Source organism: Micromonospora sp. WMMA2032, from assembly GCF_002688545.1.
Lineage (GTDB): Bacteria > Actinomycetota > Actinomycetes > Mycobacteriales > Micromonosporaceae > Micromonospora > Micromonospora sediminicola.
In genome coordinates this window covers 4918668-4936883 of the sequence record NZ_CP024052.1, presented here as the reverse complement: position 1 = coordinate 4936883, position 18216 = coordinate 4918668, and the positions used below count along the sequence as shown (strand labels likewise).

Sequence of the window (18216 nt, the reverse complement as noted above, 5' to 3'; positions counted from 1 at the left end):
GGGCCAATTCCGCGACGGGTTCACGAACCCGGACCGGTTCGGGTGATACGTGCCGGCTCGTACGCAGATACTCGGAGGTTCCCATGACCGCAGTGGGGAACGGTGCACAGACCGCCGGCCGGCCCACCCGCCTGCCCCGCTCGGCGCGCCGCAAGCAGCTGCTCGCCGCTGCTCAGGAGGTGTTCGTCGCGCAGGGCTACCACGCCGCCGCGATGGACGACATCGCCGAGCGGGCCGGTGTCTCCAAGCCCGTTCTCTACCAGCACTTCCCCGGGAAGATGGAGCTCTACCTGGCGCTGCTGGACACGCACTGTGACGCCATCGTCGCGAAGGTGCACGACGCGATGCGCGGCACCAACGACAACAAGGAGCGCGTCGGCGCGGCGGTGCGGGCCTACTTCGACTTCGTCGACCACGAGAGCGAGGCGTTCCGGCTCGTCTTCGAGTCCGACCTGCGCAACGACCCGGCCGTGCGGCAGCGGGTGGAGCGGGTCGAGCAGGGCTGCATCGCGGCGATCACCGACACCATCATCTCGGACACCGGGGTCAGCCGGTTCCACGCCGAACTGCTGGCGTCCGGGCTGGTCGGCGCGGCCGAGACGGCCGCCCAGTTCTGGCTGGCGGGCGGCCGCCAGGTGCCCAAGGCGGAGGCCGAGGCGCTGGTCGCGGCGCTGTCCTGGCGTGGCATCGCCAGCTTCCCGCTGCAAGGTGAGTCAGCCTGAACATCGGGCCGCCGGATCGGATAGCCTTCCCACGGTGGCTTTTTCGCCCCAGTTGAGGAGGCACAGTGGAGGTCAAGATCGGCGTGCAGTACGCGCCGCGGGAGCTGGTCCTGGAGAGCGCGCAGTCGCCGGCCGAGATCGAGCAGATCGTGACCGACGCCTTCGCCAAGAGTGAGGGCACGCTCTCCCTGACCGACGAGAAGGGCCGGCGGGTCATCGTGCCGGTCGGCAAGGTCGCCTACGTCGAGATCGCGGAGGCCTCGCCCCGCGCGGTCGGGTTCACCGTCCGCTGATCCCCGGCGCACCGGTCGCCGTGGCGGGTGCGCCCGCCGCGGCGACTCAGTTGTTCAGCCCGGCGGCCACCATCCGCGCGGTGTGCGCCTCGGTGAGCCGCCGCAGCAGCGTCGACACGTCCCCACCGGCCCGCCCGATCAGCGCGGCGAGCGCCCTCCGGTCGTCGGCGGCGGCGACCCGCCGGGCCTGGGACAGCGCCTCGCCGAGCAGCCGCCGCGCCCAGATCGAGAGCCGGCCGGCCATCCGCGGGTCGGCCTCGATCGCGACGCGTATCTCGGCCGCGGCGAACTCGGCGTACCGCGAGTCGTGCAGCACGTCGAGGAGCAGCGCCCGGTCCGGCCCGTCCAGCCCGCCGGCGATCTCGCGCAGGAAGTCGTCGGTGATCGCGTCCCCCACGTACGCCTTGGTCACCGCCTCCGGCCAGTCCCGCGGCTCGGTCGAGTCGTGGTAGGCCCGCAGCGCGTCGACGTAGGGGGCCATCGCCTCCTCCGGGGTCACACCCAGGGCGCCGAGCCGGTCGGCGAGCCAGCGGTAGTGCGCGATCTCGGCCGCGGCCATCTCGCTGAGCGCGGCCCGGCGGCGCAGGTCGGGGGCGAGGCGGGCGTCGGCGGCGAGGCGGTCGAAGGCGAGCAGCTCGCCGTACGCCACGAGGCCGAACAGGTCGGTGACGGCGGGGTCGGGGGCGGACACGAGCGCAGGCTACCCGCTCGGAGCCTGTAACCCAAGTCACAACGATTGCCCCCGCGCGCGGGGCCGCCACCTGGAATCGGGACGGCTCAGGGGCCGTTCAGGTAGGATGAGACAGTTGCCGTGGGCACCGACCTGGTCAGCGTGGTTGATGAGCATTCCGTCAGCTCCGCCGATCAGCACCGGTCCCCGGAGCGCGTGCGGCCCGGTCCGGCTCGGCGAAACCGCCCCCGACCGCGTGGCCCGCGCCACACCGATCGCGCCCTGAGGACATGAGGGGCGCACCACGAGAGGGCACCCCCACATCCAGATGAGTGAGCAGATCTCCGGCCAGCCACTGGCCCCCACCGCTCCGGTCCGACCGGAGGCACCCACGTTCGCCGCGCTCGGCGCCCGACAGGAGACCGTCGAGGCGCTGGAGGCCGCCGGCATCACCCGCGCCTTCGCCATCCAGGAATACGCGCTGCCGATCGGGCTGCGCGGCGTCGACCTGATCGGGCAGGCCCCGACCGGCACCGGCAAGACGCTCGGCTTCGGCATCCCGCTGCTCGAGCGCGTGTTCGCCCCGTCCGAGGGCAGCGACGGCGTGCCGCAGGCACTGGTCGTCGTCCCGACCCGCGAGCTGGGCATCCAGGTCGCCAAGGACCTCGACGCCGCCGGTCGCACCCGGGGCGTCCGGGTGCTGCCGATCTACGGCGGGGTGGCCTACGAGCCGCAGATCGAGGCGCTGCGCAAGGGCGTCGAGATCCTGGTCGGCACGCCCGGTCGCCTGCTGGACCTGCAGAAGCAGAAGCACCTGCGGCTCGACCGGGTCCGCGCGCTCGTCCTCGACGAGGCCGACCGGATGCTCGACCTGGGCTTCCTCGACGACGTCGAGAAGATCCTGGCCATGCTGCCGGAGGACCGGCAGACCATGCTCTTCTCGGCCACCATGCCGGACCCGATCGTCGCGCTGTCGCGGCGCTTCCTGCGCCGCCCGGTGACCATCCACGCCGGGCACACCGCCGAGACCGGTCCGTCGCCGCAGACCCAGCAGCTCGCGTACCGCACCCACTCGCTCAACAAGGTCGAGATCGTGGCGCGGATCCTCCAGGCCGAGGGGCGCGGGCTGACCATGATCTTCACCCGCACCAAGCGGGCCGCCGACCGCGTCGCCGAGGACCTCGACTTCCGCGGCTTCGCCGTGGCCGCCGTGCACGGCGACCTCGGCCAGGGGGCCCGGGAGCGGGCGCTGCGGGCGTTCCGCGCCGGCAAGATCGACACGCTGGTCGCCACCGACGTGGCGGCCCGGGGCATCGACGTCACCGGCGTCACGCACGTGATCAACTACGACTGCCCCGAGGACCAGGACACCTACACCCACCGGATCGGCCGCACCGGCCGGGCCGGGGCCACCGGTGTCGCGGTGACGTTCGTCGACTGGGACGACGTGCCCCGCTGGCGGATCATCGACAAGACCCTCGGGCTCGACATGCCCGAGCCGCCGGAGACCTACCACACCTCCCCGCACCTCTACACCGACCTGGACATCCCCACCGACATCAGCGGCACCCTGCCGACCGCCGAGCGCACCCGCGCCGGGCTGTCCGCCGAGGTCGAGGAGGACCTGGGCGGCGGTCGGTCGCGGCGCGGCACCCGACGCGGCGAGGGCGGCCGGGGCGAGGGTCGCGGTGACAGCCGGGGCCGGGAGCGCAGGCGGGGTCGCGGCGACGAGCCCGTCGGCACCCCCGCCGAGAGCGGCGCCACCGACACCGGCGCCGACGAGGGCGCCCGTACCCCGCGCCGGCGGCGTCGCCGCCGGGCCGGCGAGACGGTGGCCGGCGAGCCGGCCGCGGTGATCGGCGCCGAGAGCACCGGCGAGGCCACCCCGGCGGCATCCGCCGAGGATGAGACCGCCACCAAGCCACGCCGTCGCCGGCGTCGCCGTGGCGGAGGTGGCACCGGCGCACCCGCCGAAGCCACCGCCACCACCACCGACTGACCAGCACACACACGACCGGCCCCCGGACCCGCTCCGGGGGCCGCTCCCTGTCCCCACCCCGGCGCCGGCCTGCTTCGCCGGCACGGTGATCTCACCGTCGACCTCGTGATCGACCGGGGAGGCGAGAGGACGCGGGGAGGCGGAAGGACGAAGGAGTAGCGATGCCGGAAGCGTTGGACTCGGCACTGGGCGAGGTGCGGGCGCTGCTGCTGGGCCCCGGGCTGACCCGGGCGGTCGCCGCCGGGCGTCGACGCGGGCAGCGCCCCTCGGTGGTCCGCGCCGAGCTGCGCCCGGTCACCCTCAAGGCCGGTCCCCGGTTGCAGATCGCCACCTCCGACGGGGCGCGGCCGCACACCCGCAACGTGGCCCCCGGCGCGGAGGCCGACGCGGCCGTCGACGAACTGCTCGCCGAGCCGTTCGGCAACTGGCACGTGGAGACCGCCGACGCCACGCTCCAACTTCGGGTCACCAAGTCCGGCGAGGCACAGGTGCACCGCGCCGCGGCCAGCCGGACGGCCGGCGCGGCGGAGGGACACGACCGGGCCAAGGACTGGCTGCTCGACCCGGGTGACCCGCTGTTCGCCGAGATCGGTGGTTCGGCGGCCAAGCGCCGCCAGGTCGACGCGTTCCTCCGGGCGCTGGCGGCCACCCTGCCGGACGACCTCACCGGCCCGCTGCGCGTGGTGGACCTGGGGTGCGGCAACGCCTACCTGACCTTCGCCGCCTACCGCTACCTGACCGGGCGCGGACTGGACGTGACGCTGGTCGGGGTGGACGTCCGTGAGGACCAGCGCCGCCGCAACACCGAGCTGGCCGAGCGGCTGGGCTGGGCCGACCGGGTGAGCTTCGTGGCCGGCACCATCGCCGAGGCGGCCGTCGACCCCACCCCCGACCTGGTGCTGGCGTTGCACGCCTGCGACACCGCCACCGACGAGGCGCTGGCCCGGGCGGTGCGCTGGGACGCCCGTTGGGTGCTCGCCGCGCCCTGCTGCCACCACGACCTCGCCGCCCAGCTGCGTTCCCGACCGGCGCCGGCGCCGTACGAGCTGCTCACCCGGCAGGGCATCCTGCGCGAACGCTTCGCCGACGTGCTCACCGACGCGGTACGCGCCGGGCTGCTCCGGCTGCACGGCTACCGCGCGGAGGTGGTGGAGTTCGTCGACTCCCAGCACACGCCTCGCAACCTGCTCATCCGGGCCCGGCGCACGGCGGGCGCGCCGACCGCGAGCCGGCGGGCCGAGTATCGCGAGCTGGTCGACCAGTGGGGCGTCACGCCCCGGCTGGAGACGCTGCTCGACGGGACGGACCGGGACTAACGCCGGCGCTCGCCCCGGTTGCGGTCGCCCCGGTCCAGCATCGACACCCGGTCGCCCGGACCCCGGTTGGTGACCCGCTCGCCGTCCTGCGGCGGGCTGGGGAACGGCACCACCTTCGCCGGCTGGTCGGCGTTGCCGGCGGCGGCGAAGGCGTTCCAGGAGATGTCGACCAGCAGCCGCTTGACCTCGGCGTGCCGGAGGGCGGCGTTGCGCTGCAGCGCCATCCGGGCACCCAGCACGACCCCGACCAGCGTCGTGCAGATCGCGCCGGTCGCGGCGATCAGGTGCACGCCGGTCGCCGGATCGCCCCGCACCGCCAGCACCAGCAGCCAGACCCAGAAACCGAGCGCGAACACGCCGGCCTTGGCCACGAAGAAGAGGCTCACGGCGCCGGGACGGTGCGGGACGGGGCGGTCCGGCTCGGTCATGCTGCTCCTCGTCGTGTCGCTGCCGGGGGTCGGTCCAGCTTAGTTGACACCTCGCAACCGTCACGCCCTCGTCAGTCCCGCCGGCGGGACCTTTCGACCGATCAGTCAGTTACTTCCTCGCGCGGGCGTACTAGGCTCAGGGCGCAGAGCCGGGCCACCGGCGGAAGGGGACAGACCCGCAGGGATGGGTTCCGCAGACGTGTCACCGCAGATGGCCTTCGCGCGCTTCGTGCGACGGGCCATCGACGATGCCCGCGAGGAGCGCGGCTGGACGGTGACCGACCTCGCCACCCACACCGGCGTCGGCCGCTCGACCGTGTTCCGCTGGCTGGCCGGCGACTGGCAGGACTACCCCGAGCTGGCCAAGGTGCGCGGCTTCTGCGCCGCCCTCGACCTGCCGGTGGCCGCCGCGTTCCGTGCGCTGGGCCTGCCCGACGCCGGTCCGGTGCCCCGCCGCCGAGGCGCGGAGGACGGCCCGGTGGAGGCCGACGTCCGGGTGATCCTGGAGCGGCTGGCCGACCCGAACGTCCCGGCCGAGGAGAAGCACCACATCCGCGACCTGCTCCGCTACCTGGCCCGCCGGCCGGTCCGCCGGGCCGGCTGACCGGTCAGTCGACGGTCAGCGTGAACGCGGCGGTCCGCACCACGCCCCCGACCTGGAAGTCCAGGAACATCCGGTAGCGGCCCGGCCCCGGCGCGGTCAGCCAGAACGTCACCGCGTCACCGTCGCGCACCGGCTCCGGGTGCACGTGCAGGTAGCCGAGGTCACCCTCGCGCAGCGCCACCAGGTGCCCGTACGCGCCGAGGTAGGGCTCCAACGCGGCGGCTCCACCGTTTGCGCCGGTGACCCGGAACCGCAGCGGCACCGACCGCCCCACCTCCGGCGTGCCGGTCCAGGTGGCGGTGAAGCCGTCGACCGTGGCCGACGTGGCCGCGGCGGGCAGCGGCCGGGGCGCGTACGTGCCGGGCACTGTCACGTCGGCGCCGAGCACCACGGCGACCTGGCGACCGTCGTCGGCGACGGCGGTGAAGTCCGCGTACATCCGCCAGACGCCGGGGTCGAACGGCGCCACCGGCACCGACCAGGTGCCGTCGGCGGTCATCGTCGGGTGCAGGTGCCGGTAGCCGCTGAGGTCCCGGCGGGCCACGATCAGGTGCATCGGCTTGTCGTGCACGACCGCGAAGCGGGTCACCGGGCGACGCTGCTCGTCGCGGATCTGGAACCGCAGGTCGCCAGCGCGTCCGGCGGCCGGTTCCCCGGCCGACGGCACCAGCGTGTAGCCGGCCGAGCTGATCGACAGTCCGGTCGCGCCGTCACCGCCGCCCTGGGCGACGGTGGCGCCGTCGTGGCTGTGCGCGCCGGTGCCCGGCGCGTGCGAGTGGGCGCCGCCGGCGGGAGGACCGCCGGTGGGCGCCACGGCTCCGGCTCCGGCCGGGTTCGCCGGCGGGTTCAGCCGGCCCAGCCCGAAACCGAGGAGCACGGCCAGCACCAGGCCACCCACCACCAGGGCCAGCCGCAGCGTCTCCCGGTCCACGGTGACCGGCCCGGCCGGGGCCGTTCCGCGCGCCGCGGCCGGGCGGCCGGCCGCCGGCTCACCACCGCCGGCGCCCTCCGCCGCGTCGCCGCCGACCGACAGCGCGGGTACGTCGACGTCACCGCCGGACCGCGCCGGCAGGTCGACGCCGGGCGGCGCGGACGGCGACTCAGGCAACGCCGCCGACCATCTCGTAACCCGCCTCGTCGACAGCGGCGCGGACGGACTCCACCGGCAGCGGGGACGCGCTGGTGACCGTGGCCGTGCCGCCCGCGAGGTCGATCCGGACCTCCTCGACGCCCGGCAGGGCGGACAGCTCCTCGGTCACCGCCCGGACGCAGTGTTCGCAGGTCATCCCGGTCACGGTGTACGTCTGGACGACGGGTCGCTGCTCGGTCATGGCCCCACGGTACCGCCGGCCCGGGCGCCCACCGACCACGGCCGCGCGGACGGTGGCCCGGCTCGCATCCGCGGTGTTAAGCGGGGCCCCTTCCTCTACCGGAGGCGTTAATAAGGTGCCCTTCCTTGCACGGGGTCAGCCGGCGACGGCGAGCGCCAGCGGCAGCACGTCCGGCGCGCCGGCGCGCCGCAGCAGGCGCGCCACCATGCTCATCGTCCAGCCCGAGTCGACCAGGTCGTCGACGAGCAGCACCGGCCCGTCCAGCCCGGGCAGCGCGTCGGCCAGCTCGTCCGGCAGGCGGAAGGCGTCGTGCAGCGCGCGTACCCGCTGGGCGCTGTTGCCGCGCGGCCCGCCGGGCCCGGCCGGACCGGTCGGGACGACCTGGCCGAGCAGCGGGAGCCGGCCGACCGAGGCGATCCGTTCGGCGAGCGAGCCGACCAGCAGCGGCCGGGTCCGGGAGCCGACAGCGACCACGCCGGCCGGGCGGCGGGGCCAGGGATCGTCGCCGTGCGCCCACGCCTTCAGCACCTCGACCACGGCCGCCGCCACGTCGTCGGGCACCGGGCCGTCCGGCGCGTCCGGCCCGACGAGGCCCCGCAACCGCCCGCCCCACCCCAGATCGGACAGGCGCCCCACGGCCCGCCCGGGCAGCGCCTGCTCCGCCGGCGGGATCCGGCCCTTCAGGGGTACGCCGACCGCGTCCAAACCGGTCGGCCAGAGCTTCTTCGGCGCGATCTGGACGCCGGGGCGGCCGAGGAAGGTCTGCGCGGCGGTGAGCGCCTCGGTGGAGACCTCGGCGGTAAACAGCGGCCCGGCGCAGTTGTCGCAGCGACCGCAGTCCTGCGCCCCGGTGTCGTCGAGCCCTTCCCGCAGGTAGCGCATGCGGCAGGCGGAGGTGGCCGCGTACTCCCGCATGGCCCGCTGCTCGGCGGTGCGCGCGTCGGCGACGCGCCGCAACCGGGCCTCGTCGTAGACCCACGGCTCGCCGGTGGCGAGCCAGCCGCCGCGCACCCGGCGGACCGCGCCGTCGACGTCGAGCACCTTGAGCATCAGCTCCAGCCGGGCCCGGCGCAGGTCGACCATCGGCTCCAACGCCTGGGTGGAGATCGGCCGCTCGGTGTCCAGCGCGGCGAGGACGGTGCGGACCTGCTCCTCGGGCGGGAAGGCGAGCGAGGCGAAGTATCGCCAGATCGCCGCGTCCTCGGCGCCGGGCAGGAGCAGCACCTCGGCGTGCTCGACGGCCCGGCCGGCGCGCCCGACCTGCTGGTAGTAGGCGATCGGCGAGGGTGGCGCGCCGAGGTGCACCACGAAGCCGAGGTCGGGCTTGTCGAAGCCCATGCCGAGCGCGCTGGTGGCGACCAACGCCTTGATCTTGTTGTCGAGCAGGTCCTGCTCGGCGGCGCGCCGGTCGGCGTCCTCGGCCTGCCCGGTGTAGGAGGCCACCGACCACCCCCGGGCCCGGAGGAACTCGGCCGTCTCGGTGGCCGCGGCCACGGTGAGCGTGTAGACGATGCCCGAGCCGGGGAGCCGGTCCAGGTGGTCGGCCAGCCAGGCGAGGCGGTGGGCCGGGCTCGGCAGGTCCAGTACGCCGAGGCGCAGCGACTCCCGGTCCAGCGTGCCGCGTAGCACGAGCGCGTCGCCGAGCTGCTCGGCCACGTCCCGGGTGACCCGGGCGTTGGCGGTGGCCGTGGTGGCGAGCACCGGCGTGCGCTCGGGCAGGTTGGCCAGGAACGTGCGCAGCCGGCGGTAGTCGGGCCGGAAGTCGTGCCCCCAGTCGGAGACGCAGTGCGCCTCGTCCACCACCAGCAGGCCGGTGGTGGCGGCGAGCTTGGGCAGCACGGTGTCGCGGAAGTCCGGGTTGTTCAGCCGTTCAGGGCTGATCAGCAGCACGTCGACCGCCCCGGCGTGGATCTCGGCGGTGATCTGGTCCCACTCGTCGAGGTTGGCCGAGTTGATGGTGCGGGCCCGGATGCCGGCCCGGGCGGCGGACTCGACCTGGTTGCGCATCAACGCCAGCAGCGGCGACACGATCACCGTCGGCCCGTGTTCGCCGTTCTCGCGAAGCAGCGCGGTGGCGACGAAGTAGACCGCCGACTTGCCCCAGCCGGTGCGCTGGACGCAGAGCACCCGTCGCCGGTCGACGACCAGCGCCTCGATCGCCCGCCACTGGTCCTCGCGCAGCCGGGCGTGCTCACCCGCCAGCCGCCGCAGCACCGCCTCGGCACGTTCCCGGACGGCCGTCCGATCCTGGCTCATCCGGCATTTCTACCAGGGGACGTCGGAGTCACGGGCGGCCCGGGCGGCGGCTCGGGTGGCAGGAAGAGCAGCACCTCGCGTAGCGCCCCGGTGGCGGCCGGGGGCAGCTGGCAGCGCACGACCAGCTCCTCCAGCGACCCGTACGGCCCGCGCAGCCACCGGTCGACGGCGACCTGCCGGCGCTGCTCGGCGGTGAGACCGGGAAGCGTCGCGAAGACCGTGTCGGGCACCGCGTTGACGTCGACCAGGCCACCGTCGTCGAACTCCCGCAGCAGGTCGGGGCGGCCGATCCGCAGGTCCCGCCGGGCGGAGGGGTAGTGGTGCAGCAGGTACCGCGCCTGTTCCCGGCGCAGCCGCCGCTGCTCGTCGGCGCGCTGCGGCCCGGTCCAGAACAGGCCCCGCAGCGCCGCCCACAACGCCGGGTTGAGCAGCACCACGTGCAGGGTGCCGAGCATCCAGCAGACGCAGAGCCCGAACAGGAAGTAGATGACCATCGGGTCGCTCGGTTCCTCCTCGACCGGGCTGCTGACCGCGAGGCCGAACACGCTCACCACGAGCAGGAAGTAGGGCAGCGCGCCCAACGCGAGACGCCAACTGCGTCGCCAGAGCGCGTACGCCAGGATCACCGCCCAGGTCAGGGTGCCGACCGACAGCACGGTGACGGCGGCGCCCACCAGCGTCGCGGTGGCCCGGACCCAACCCGGCGAGCGCCGGTCCGGCGGCGTCTCCGCCGGCCGCCCGGCGGAGACGAAGAGCGCCTGCGGGTACGCGACCGGCACGGCGGACACCGGACCCGACGACGGGTCGACGAAGCCGGGGCCGCCCGGTGCCGGCGTCGCGCCGGCCGGGGCGGTCGGCGACCCGACGGGTACGGACGGCGTCGGCACGTGCCCGGCCGGCACGGGTTGCGACTCGACGTGCCCGACCGGCACGGGCGGCATCGGCACGTGCTCGTGCGGCGCGGGTGGCGTCGGCACGTGCGCGGGCGGCACTGGCGGGCCGACGGGTCCGGCCGGCGCGGTGGCCGGACCGGGCAGCGGGGTGGCGGGGGCGTCGGGCCGGGGTGGAGCCGGATGCGCCGGCGGCGACGCGGCGGTCACACCCGGTCCGGCGGCCGGCGCGGTGTCCGTGCCCGGCGGTGCGGCCGGCGCGGTGTCCGTGCCCGGCGGTGCGGCCGGCTGGGCGACGGTCGGCAGCAGCGTCGGGTCGGAGCGGAGGATGCGCCGGTGCAGCGTCTGGAGCGCCTCTCCCGGCTCGATGCCGTAGTCCTCACGCAGGGAGGCGGCGAAGTCGCGGTAGGCGGCCAGCGCCTCCGCCTGCCGGCCGCTGCGATAGAGCGCCAGCATGAGCTGGAGACGCAACCGCTCGCGGACCGGGAACTCGGCGACCAGCTCGACCAGCCGGCCGACCACCTCCCCGTGCCGGCCCGCGGCCAGCTCCAGCTCGGTACGCGTCTCCAGGGCGACGGCCCGCAGCTCCACCAGCCGGTGCCGGGCCGCGTCGAACCAGGGGCCGGCGAAGCCGGTGAACGGCTCGCCCTGCCACAGCTCCAACGCGGCGGCAACCTCGTCCAGCGCGTCCGCGGGGCGCCCCGCCGACTGCGCCTGCCGGGCGCGCTGCACGCCGCGCTCGAAGCGGACCGCGTCCACCGTCTCCGGCGCGACCCGCAGCAGGTAGCCGGCGTCGGTGAGGGTGAGCACCCGGGCGGGTGTGCGCGGCGACCGGTCCGGCTCCAACACCCGGCGCAGCCCGGCCACGTGCTTCTGCACCACGTTCGGGCCGTTCACCGGCGCTTCCTCCGGCCAGACCGCCTCGACGATCTGCCCGGTGGGGACCGGACGCCCGGCGGCGAGCAGCAGCACGGCCAGCACGGCCCGCTGCTTGGCCGGGCCGAGATCGATCGGACGGTCGGCGCACCAGGCCCGCTGCGGGCCGAGAAGCTCGAAGCGCAGCGCCTCTGACATGCGAGTTTCCGCCCCCGTACCCCCCAGCCGTCGCCCGCCGCGGCCGACGGCAGTCGGACGGCAGCATATCGGCAGCGGAGCGGCCGTCGCTGCCTGCGATGCTTCCCCGGCAACAACCACCTGGGAAAGTGAGTCGAACGAGATGACGCAGCGAAACGGCACCGCCGCAACCGCCCGGCGGATCGTGCTCCGCGCGGCCGCCGTGCTGGCCACCACCGCACTCGCCGCGGGGTGCGGCAGCACCGGGAACGCCCCCGAGGGCGCCGGCGCCGCACCGGCGCCGTCGGCCGACCCGAAGGCCGCCCTGCTGGCCGCCGTGCCGACCGAGCAGGACCCCCGCTTCCGGTTCTCCACCCAGGACGGCACCGACCGGTTCACCGGTGTGGTGGACCCGGCCGCCAAGGGCATGGAACTCGGCATGAAGCAGCAGAACGACGACCCGAAGTTCATCATGGACATGACGTTCCGGGTGATCGACGAGGACCTGTGGATGCGGGTCAAGCTGACCGGCCTTCCCGGCCTGCACGACGCGCTCAAGCTGCCCAAGAACTGGATGAAGATGGAGCGCGAGAAGCTGGCGGACGGCGAGAACGCCCCCAGCTACGAGGGCACCGACCCGGGCAACACCGCCGCGATCATCCGTACCGCGGAGACGGTCGAGGACAAGGGCGACGGCACGTACACCGGGCTGGCCGACCTGGCCGACAACGAGGACGTGAAGAGCACGTTCGACGGGTTGGACCTGACCGCGCTGGGTGCGGCGGGCCGGAAGGTGCCGTTCACCGCCGTGGTCGGCCCGGACGGCAACCTGACCACGTTCACCCTGGACGTGCCGGCGGCCGGCAAGCACAAGGCGATGAAGCTGGTCACGAAGTACTACGACTTCGGCAAGGCACCGGAGCTGGCCCCGCCGGCCGGCGCGCAGAAGGCCACGGCCTCGGCGTACGAGATGCTCAACGGCTGATCCACGACGCACGGGAACGGGCGGCGGCCACACGGGGGGCCGCCGCCCGTCGTCGTGTTCAGCGGCCGAAGACGGAGCCGCCGTTGACGCCCAGGACCTGACCGGTGACGTAGCCGGCCGACGGACCGACGAGGTAGCGCACGGCGGCGGCGATGTCGTCGGGCGTCCCGGCCCGGCCGACGAGGGTGGCGGCCACCCGCTTGGCGTGGCCCTCCGGCGTCATCCGGTCGCCGAAGAACTCGGTCTCCGCGACGTAACCGGGGCTGACCACGTTGACCGTGATCTGTTCCGGTCCGAGCTGGGCGGCCAGGTCGTACGCCCAGCCGTGCAGCGCCGCCTTGGCAGCCGAGTACGGCCCGCCGCCGCCACGCTGGGCGGCGATCGAGCTGAGCAGGACCACCCGACCGCCGGGACGACGCAGGACGGGCCGCAACGCCTCGGTCAGCAGGACGGCGGTGAGCACGTTGGCGTCCAGGTTGGCGCGCCACCAGGCGGCCACCTCGTCGAGGGTTCCGGTCGGCCCGCCGAGATAGCCCCCGGCGTTGTTGACCACCGCGTCCACGGTCCGCCCGCCGACCGCGTCGACGACGGCCGCGAGCTGGGCCGGATCGGTCAGGTCGGCGGCGACCGCGCGTACCGCGTCGGCCCGGCCGCACTCCTCGGAGATCCGCCGGGCGGCGGCGTCGAGCACGTCCCCCCGCCGTCCCACCACGAGCACGTCGAACCCGTCCTCGACGAGCCCGCGCGCGACGGCGGCCCCGATCCCGGTCCCACCCCCGCTGACCACGGCGACCCGCTGCTGCTCCGTCACGTTCCCTCCCCGAGCCTCTCCCCGACCTCGTCGATCAAGGAGTTCGCGTCATCCTATGCCGGTGGGCCGGACGCGAACTCCTTGATCAACGGGGCGGGGGTGGGGTCAGCGGCGGGGGCGGAGGGCGGTGAGGAGGGGGGTCAGGCGGGATCTCAAGCTGGCCAGGCCGCCGGGGAAGAAGTACACCGCCAGGATGAACACCGTGCCGAGGACGAACAGGGGCTGGCTCAGCGGGTGGCTGAGGAACGCGGGCAGCCTGTTCACCGCGTCGCTGCTGCCGAACGCGGTCAGCCGGTGGTCCAGGTACATGTAGAGGATGCCGCCCAGCACCGGCCCCCACCGGGTACCGGGGCCGCCGAGCACCACCATGACCAGCAGCGACAGCGTCAGCTCCGACGAGGTGATGTGCGGGCTGGCGCCACCGACGATCAGCACGTAGACCACGCCACCGGCCGTCGCCAGGCCGCCGGCCAACGTGAACGCCACCAGCTTGAACCGGTACGGGTCGAGCCCGAGCACCCCGATCCGCCGCTCGTCGTCGCGCAGCCCGGCCAGGACCCGGCCGGTCGGCGAGCCGCTGACCCGGTGCACCACCAGGACCACGATCGCCAGGTACGCCAGCGCCAGCCAGTAGAGGTTCACCGTGTTGGTGACGCCGACCAGCGCGGCCGGCAGCCCGGACACGTCCAGCGGCAACCCCTCCTCGCCGCCGGTGAGGCCACCGAAGTCCCGGGCCACCAGGATCGCCCCGACCTGGGCGAAGGCGAGCGTCACCATGGCGAAGGCGATGCCCACCGTACGCAGGGCCACCGCGCCGAGCAGCGCGGCGAGCGTGGTGCCGCCGACCACGGTCAGCAGCGCGGCCTGCCACAGCGGCAGCCCGGCCTTGGTGATCAGCACGTCGGTGCCGTAGACACCGGCGGCGAAGTAGAGGGCGTGCCCGAAGGAGAGCATCCCGGTCCGCCCGAACAGCAGGTCGTAGCCGGCCGCGAGGCCGCCGAAGACCAGGCAGATGGCGAGCAGTTGCAGCGTGCCCGGCGAGTTCAGCGGCCCCTCGAAGATCCCCGGCAGGTTCAGCGTCGAGTAGGGCAGGACCGCCGCCACCACCAGCGCGACCAGCGGCAGGTACGGGCGCAGCCCGTGCCACCGCGAGTGGCCGGGGGTCAGCTCGTCGGGCACCGTCGCCGGAGGCGCGGGCACCTCCGCGCTCTTGACCTCGGTCATGCGTGAGCCACCTTTCCGGCCAGGCCCTGCGGACGCAGCAGCAGCACCACGGCGAGCAGACCGACCACGCACAGGTCGCCCAGCCCGGACGTGCCGTAGTAGTTGACGAACTGTTGCAGCAGCCCCACCGCGACCGCCGCGTACGCGGACCCGACCACCGAACCCATCCCGCCGATCACCACCACGATGAAGGCGAAGATCAGCAGCGAGCCGCCCTGCCCGGGCGAGACGGTGCCGAAGTAGACGCCGCCGAGCGCGCCGGCCAGCGCGGCGGCGGCCCCGCCGATCGCGAAGACCAGGGTGAACGCCTTGCGGACGTCGATGCCGAGCGCGGTCACCATCTCCCGGTTCTCCACGCCGGCCCGGATGATCAGGCCGTACCGGGTCCAGCGCAGGAACGCCAGCAACGCGCCGAGCACCACCACGGCGGCGACGATCAGCAGCAGTCCGGCGTTCGGCACCTGGGCGCCGAACACCGCTGTCACGTCCCGGCTCCAGTCGGGGCGCGGGAACGGGCGCGGGTCCGCGCCCCAGGTGGCCTGGAGCAGCGCCACCCCGGCCAGCGACAGGCCGACGGTGACCAGCACCTGTTCGATGGTGCGGGAGTAGAGCGGCCGGATCAGCACCAGCTCGACCAGCACCGCGACCAGCGATCCGGCCAGCACGCCGAAGAGCACCGCGACCACGAAGCCGAGGCCGTCCGGCCCGGCGCCGGGCAGGTTGCCCGCCGCCCACCAGGTCGCGTACGCGCCGACGCCGAGGAACAGCCCGTGCGCGAAGTTGAGCACGTCCGCGAGGCCGAAGACCAGGGACAGGCCGGAGGCGACGAGGAAGTAGAGCGCCGCCAGGCCCAGCCCGGTCAGCGTCAGCAGCACGACGGTGTTCACGCGTGCACCTCCCCGGACCCCACGCCCAGCAGCGACTTGGTCAGCGCGGTCTCCAGCAGCAGCTCGCGGGCGTCGCCGGTCCAGGCGACCCGACCGGCGGAGAGCACCACCGCGTCGGACGCCAGCCGCCGCACCACCGCCAGGTTCTGCTCGACCAGCAGCACCGGCACGGATTCCGCGACCCGTTCCAGCACCTCGGCCACCTCGGTCACCACCTTCGGCGCCAACCCCTTGGTCGGCTCGTCGACCAGCAGCAGCCGGTTGTCGTTGAGGAGCACCCGGCCGATGGCGAGCATCTGCTGCTGCCCGCCGGAGAGCGAACCGGCCCGTTGCCGTCCGCGCCGGTCCAGCTCCGGGAAGAGCGCGAAGACCTTGTCGTACGCCGGGGTGGTGCCCCGCCGCTCGGCCAGCCGCAGGTTCTCGGCGACGGTGAGCCCGGCGAAGACGCAGCGGTCCTCCGGCACGTAGCCGAGGCCGCCGCGGACCAGCCGGTGGGTGGGGCGGGCGAGCAGGCTCTGCGCGCCCATCCGCACCGTGCCCCGGGCCTCGCCGTTGCGCGGCGTCAGCCCGACGATCGCGCGCAGGGTGGTGGACTTGCCGACGCCGTTGCGCCCGAGCAGCACGGTGACGCCGGTCGGGGCCACCTCGAACGACACGCCCTGGAGGATGTGCAGCCCGGCGATCCGCACGGACAGGTCCTCCACCGACAGGATCGGCTCACTCATAGCGCCTCCCCCAGGTACGCCTCCTGCACGGTGGCGTTCGCCATCACCGTGTCCGGGGTGTCGCAGGCCAGCAGCGCGCCGTGGTGCATCACGGCGATCCGGTCGGCCAGTTCCAGGATCACGTCCATGTGGTGTTCCACCATGAGCACGGCCCGGCCGCTGTCCCCGGTCAGCGACTTGATCACGCTGACCAGCTCGGGCACGTCCTCGGCGCTCACCCCGGCCATCGGCTCGTCCAGCAGCATCACCCGGGGTTCCCCGGCGAGCAGCAGGGCGATCTCCAGCTTGCGTTTCTCGCCGTGGGCGAGCGTGCCGGCCAGGGCCGCGCCCCGGTGGTGCAGGCCGACCCGGTCGAGCGCCGCGTCGGCGGCGGCGGCCACCTCCCGGTCGGCCGCCGCCCGCCGCCACAGCTTCATCGAGCCACCCCGGTGCGCCTGTACGGCGAGCCGGACGTTCTCCCGGACGGTCAGCGAGCCGAAGACCGAGGACGCCTGGAAGGTCCGCCCGAGCCCGAGCCGGGCCCGCTGGTACGGGGCCAGCGCGGTGATGTCCGCGCCGTCCAGCAGGACCTTCCCCTCGGTGGGCCGGCGCAGGCCGGTGATCAGGTTGAACAGGGAGGTCTTGCCGGCGCCGTTGGGCCCGATCACGCCGAGGAACTCTCCCGGCTGGAGATCGAGGTAGACGGAGTCGACGATGGCGACCTCACCGATCCGCCAGGTCAGACCGCGGGTGGCGAGCACGGGTCAGCCCTTCATCTGCGCGACCGGAGGCGCGCTCTCGTCACCGGTCAGGGTCTTCTGCGCGGTGGCCGTGAAGGTGGTGCCGCTGCCGGAGAGCTTGGCCTGGTACATCGGCTGGAGCAGCGCGTGGTCCTCGGCGCGGATCTTCATCGTGCCCTTGACGCCCTCGAACTCCCAGCCCTCCAGCGCCTTGATCATCTTGTCCACGTCGTCGCCGCCCTCCTGCACGGCGCGGACGACCATCTGCGCGGCGGCGAACCCGTCCGGGTGGAACAGGTCGAGCGTGCCGCCGGCGACCTTCGCCTTGGCGGCCTTGGCCGCCTCGGTGTCGCTGGCCCCGTCGAAGTAGTGCGACAGGAACGAGATCTTGCTGCCGGCCGCGCCGAACGTCGGCCAGGAGGCGCGGATGTCCAGGCCGGTGACGACCGTGGTGGAGGCGAGGACGCCCTGCTGGTCCAGCGTCTGCCACATCGCGCCGGCGGTGGTGCCGGCCCAGGCGACGAAGAGCAGGTCCGGCTTGGCGGCCTTGATCTGGCTGGCGAACGGGGTGAACTCGGTGGCGCTGGCCGGTGCGCGGACGCTGCTCACGGTCGCGCCGGCGCCGCCGATCACGGCCTTGACGGCGGCCTCGTTCGCGTCGCCGAACGCGCCGTCCTGGGCGAAGACGACGACCTTCTTGCCGGCCGCGTCGCCGATGAACGACTTGGCGGTCGTCACGTCCTGCCACGACTGCCGGCCGGATCGGAACGTGTACTTGTTCGCGCCGGTCACCGCGTCGGTGGCGGCCGGGCCGGAGATGAACAGGACCTTGTTCTGCGCCGCGATCGGGGCCACCTGGAGCGCGACGCCGGAGGAGGTGGACCCGGCGATGATCTTCGTACCCTTGCCGATCATGTCCTTGGTGGCGGACACGGCCTTGGCCGGGTCGCCCGCGTCGTCGGCCTCGGTCACCTCGATCTTGCGGTCACCGACCTTGCCGGTGCCCTTGGTGGCGAAGTCGAGGCCGGCCTTGAACCCCTCGATGTACTGCTTGCCGTAGCTGGCCAGCGGCCCGGACTGGGAGTAGACCAGACCGACCTTGACCGGGGCGGCGTCGCCGCCGCCGGATGCGGTGTCCTGCGGGCTGCCACAGGCCGTGGCGGCCAGAGCGACCGCCACCGAGGTGGCGGCGGTAAGGAACACCCGTCGCGTGTGCCGGATCGTCATTGCGACTCCAGGTGAGGACAGGAGGATTGTCAGTTGTCGGCTCACGCTAGAAGTGACGTCACCCACGGGCTATGTG

At 74.1% G+C, this 18216-nt stretch carries 18 protein-coding genes; 6 read left to right on the top strand and 12 right to left on the bottom strand.

What is annotated here, in order from left to right; genetic code table 11:
- The first annotated feature begins 83 nt into the window (after positions 1 to 83).
- Together CO540_RS22900 and CO540_RS22895 are read left to right on the top strand one after the other, a co-directional pair.
- Positions 84 to 722 (top strand): TetR/AcrR family transcriptional regulator, encoded by a 639-nt coding sequence (locus CO540_RS22900; RefSeq protein ID WP_091569618.1) that lies wholly within the window; start codon positions 84 to 86, stop codon positions 720 to 722.
- A gap of 65 nt (positions 723 to 787) precedes the next feature.
- A complete protein-coding gene (locus CO540_RS22895; RefSeq protein ID WP_013288692.1) occupies positions 788 to 1015 on the top strand; it encodes a DUF3107 domain-containing protein in 228 nt (75 codons plus the stop codon).
- A gap of 46 nt (positions 1016 to 1061) precedes the next feature.
- Here CO540_RS22895 and CO540_RS22890 read toward each other — a convergent pair whose 3' ends face one another.
- Positions 1062 to 1706: a ferritin-like fold-containing protein gene (locus tag CO540_RS22890; RefSeq protein WP_099163601.1), complete on the bottom strand. Its 645-nt coding sequence runs from the start codon at positions 1704 to 1706 to the stop codon at positions 1062 to 1064.
- A 307-nt stretch (positions 1707 to 2013) separates the two neighbouring features.
- Between CO540_RS22890 and CO540_RS22885 the strand changes: the two genes are divergently transcribed.
- Together CO540_RS22885 and CO540_RS22880 are read left to right on the top strand one after the other, a co-directional pair.
- Positions 2014 to 3684 (top strand): DEAD/DEAH box helicase, encoded by a 1671-nt coding sequence (locus tag CO540_RS22885; protein WP_099163600.1) that lies wholly within the window; start codon positions 2014 to 2016, stop codon positions 3682 to 3684.
- 161 nt (positions 3685 to 3845) lie between these two features.
- Complete coding sequence (locus CO540_RS22880) at positions 3846 to 5000, top strand: SAM-dependent methyltransferase (protein WP_099163599.1); 1155 nt, start codon at positions 3846 to 3848, stop codon at positions 4998 to 5000.
- On the opposite strand, the gene CO540_RS22875 is transcribed toward CO540_RS22880, so the two are convergent.
- Positions 4997 to 5428, bottom strand: a complete 432-nt coding sequence (locus CO540_RS22875; protein WP_099163598.1) for a hypothetical protein — start codon at positions 5426 to 5428, stop codon at positions 4997 to 4999. The two genes, CO540_RS22880 and CO540_RS22875, sit on opposite strands and share 4 nt — an antisense overlap.
- Positions 5429 to 5612: 184 nt before the next feature.
- On the opposite strand from CO540_RS22875, the gene CO540_RS22870 reads away from it, so the two are divergent.
- Entirely contained in the window at positions 5613 to 6032 is a 420-nt protein-coding gene (locus tag CO540_RS22870; protein WP_091569599.1) for a helix-turn-helix domain-containing protein, read from the top strand.
- A gap of 4 nt (positions 6033 to 6036) precedes the next feature.
- Here CO540_RS22870 and CO540_RS22865 read toward each other — a convergent pair whose 3' ends face one another.
- From CO540_RS22865 to CO540_RS22850, 4 genes are all read right to left on the bottom strand, one after another.
- On the bottom strand, positions 6037 to 7140 hold the full coding sequence (locus CO540_RS22865) for a hypothetical protein (RefSeq protein ID WP_099163597.1): 1104 nt from the start codon (positions 7138 to 7140) through the stop codon (positions 6037 to 6039).
- Positions 7133 to 7363, bottom strand: coding sequence for a heavy-metal-associated domain-containing protein (locus tag CO540_RS22860; protein ID WP_091569593.1), 231 nt, complete (start codon positions 7361 to 7363; stop codon positions 7133 to 7135). The genes CO540_RS22865 and CO540_RS22860 overlap by 8 nt, the downstream gene beginning before the upstream one ends.
- 135 nt (positions 7364 to 7498) lie before the next feature.
- Positions 7499 to 9619, bottom strand: coding sequence for a RecQ family ATP-dependent DNA helicase (locus CO540_RS22855; protein ID WP_099163596.1), 2121 nt, complete (start codon positions 9617 to 9619; stop codon positions 7499 to 7501).
- Positions 9616 to 11583, bottom strand: a complete 1968-nt coding sequence (locus CO540_RS22850) for a BTAD domain-containing putative transcriptional regulator (RefSeq protein ID WP_099163595.1) — start codon at positions 11581 to 11583, stop codon at positions 9616 to 9618. The genes CO540_RS22855 and CO540_RS22850 overlap by 4 nt, the downstream gene beginning before the upstream one ends.
- Before the next feature lie 142 nt (positions 11584 to 11725).
- Here CO540_RS22850 and CO540_RS22845 point away from each other — a divergent pair, with 142 nt between their 5' ends.
- Entirely contained in the window at positions 11726 to 12547 is an 822-nt protein-coding gene (locus CO540_RS22845) for a hypothetical protein (RefSeq protein WP_099163594.1), read from the top strand.
- Positions 12548 to 12605: 58 nt separating this feature from the next.
- On the opposite strand, the gene CO540_RS22840 is transcribed toward CO540_RS22845, so the two are convergent.
- The 6 genes from CO540_RS22840 to CO540_RS22815 form a co-directional block, all read right to left on the bottom strand.
- Positions 12606 to 13358 (bottom strand): SDR family NAD(P)-dependent oxidoreductase, encoded by a 753-nt coding sequence (locus CO540_RS22840; RefSeq protein ID WP_099163593.1) that lies wholly within the window; start codon positions 13356 to 13358, stop codon positions 12606 to 12608.
- Positions 13359 to 13463: 105 nt separating this feature from the next.
- Complete coding sequence (locus CO540_RS22835; RefSeq protein WP_099163592.1) at positions 13464 to 14582, bottom strand: branched-chain amino acid ABC transporter permease; 1119 nt, start codon at positions 14580 to 14582, stop codon at positions 13464 to 13466.
- On the bottom strand, positions 14579 to 15469 hold the full coding sequence (locus CO540_RS22830; protein WP_099163591.1) for a branched-chain amino acid ABC transporter permease: 891 nt from the start codon (positions 15467 to 15469) through the stop codon (positions 14579 to 14581). The genes CO540_RS22835 and CO540_RS22830 overlap by 4 nt, the downstream gene beginning before the upstream one ends.
- A complete protein-coding gene (locus CO540_RS22825) occupies positions 15466 to 16194 on the bottom strand; it encodes an ABC transporter ATP-binding protein (RefSeq protein WP_099163590.1) in 729 nt (242 codons plus the stop codon). Before CO540_RS22825 ends, CO540_RS22830 begins: the two co-directional genes overlap by 4 nt.
- Entirely contained in the window at positions 16191 to 16934 is a 744-nt protein-coding gene (locus CO540_RS22820) for an ABC transporter ATP-binding protein (RefSeq protein WP_091569568.1), read from the bottom strand. Before CO540_RS22820 ends, CO540_RS22825 begins: the two co-directional genes overlap by 4 nt.
- Positions 16935 to 16937: 3 nt before the next feature.
- On the bottom strand, positions 16938 to 18140 hold the full coding sequence (locus CO540_RS22815; RefSeq protein ID WP_091569564.1) for a substrate-binding domain-containing protein: 1203 nt from the start codon (positions 18138 to 18140) through the stop codon (positions 16938 to 16940).
- Positions 18141 to 18216 lie beyond the last annotated feature (76 nt).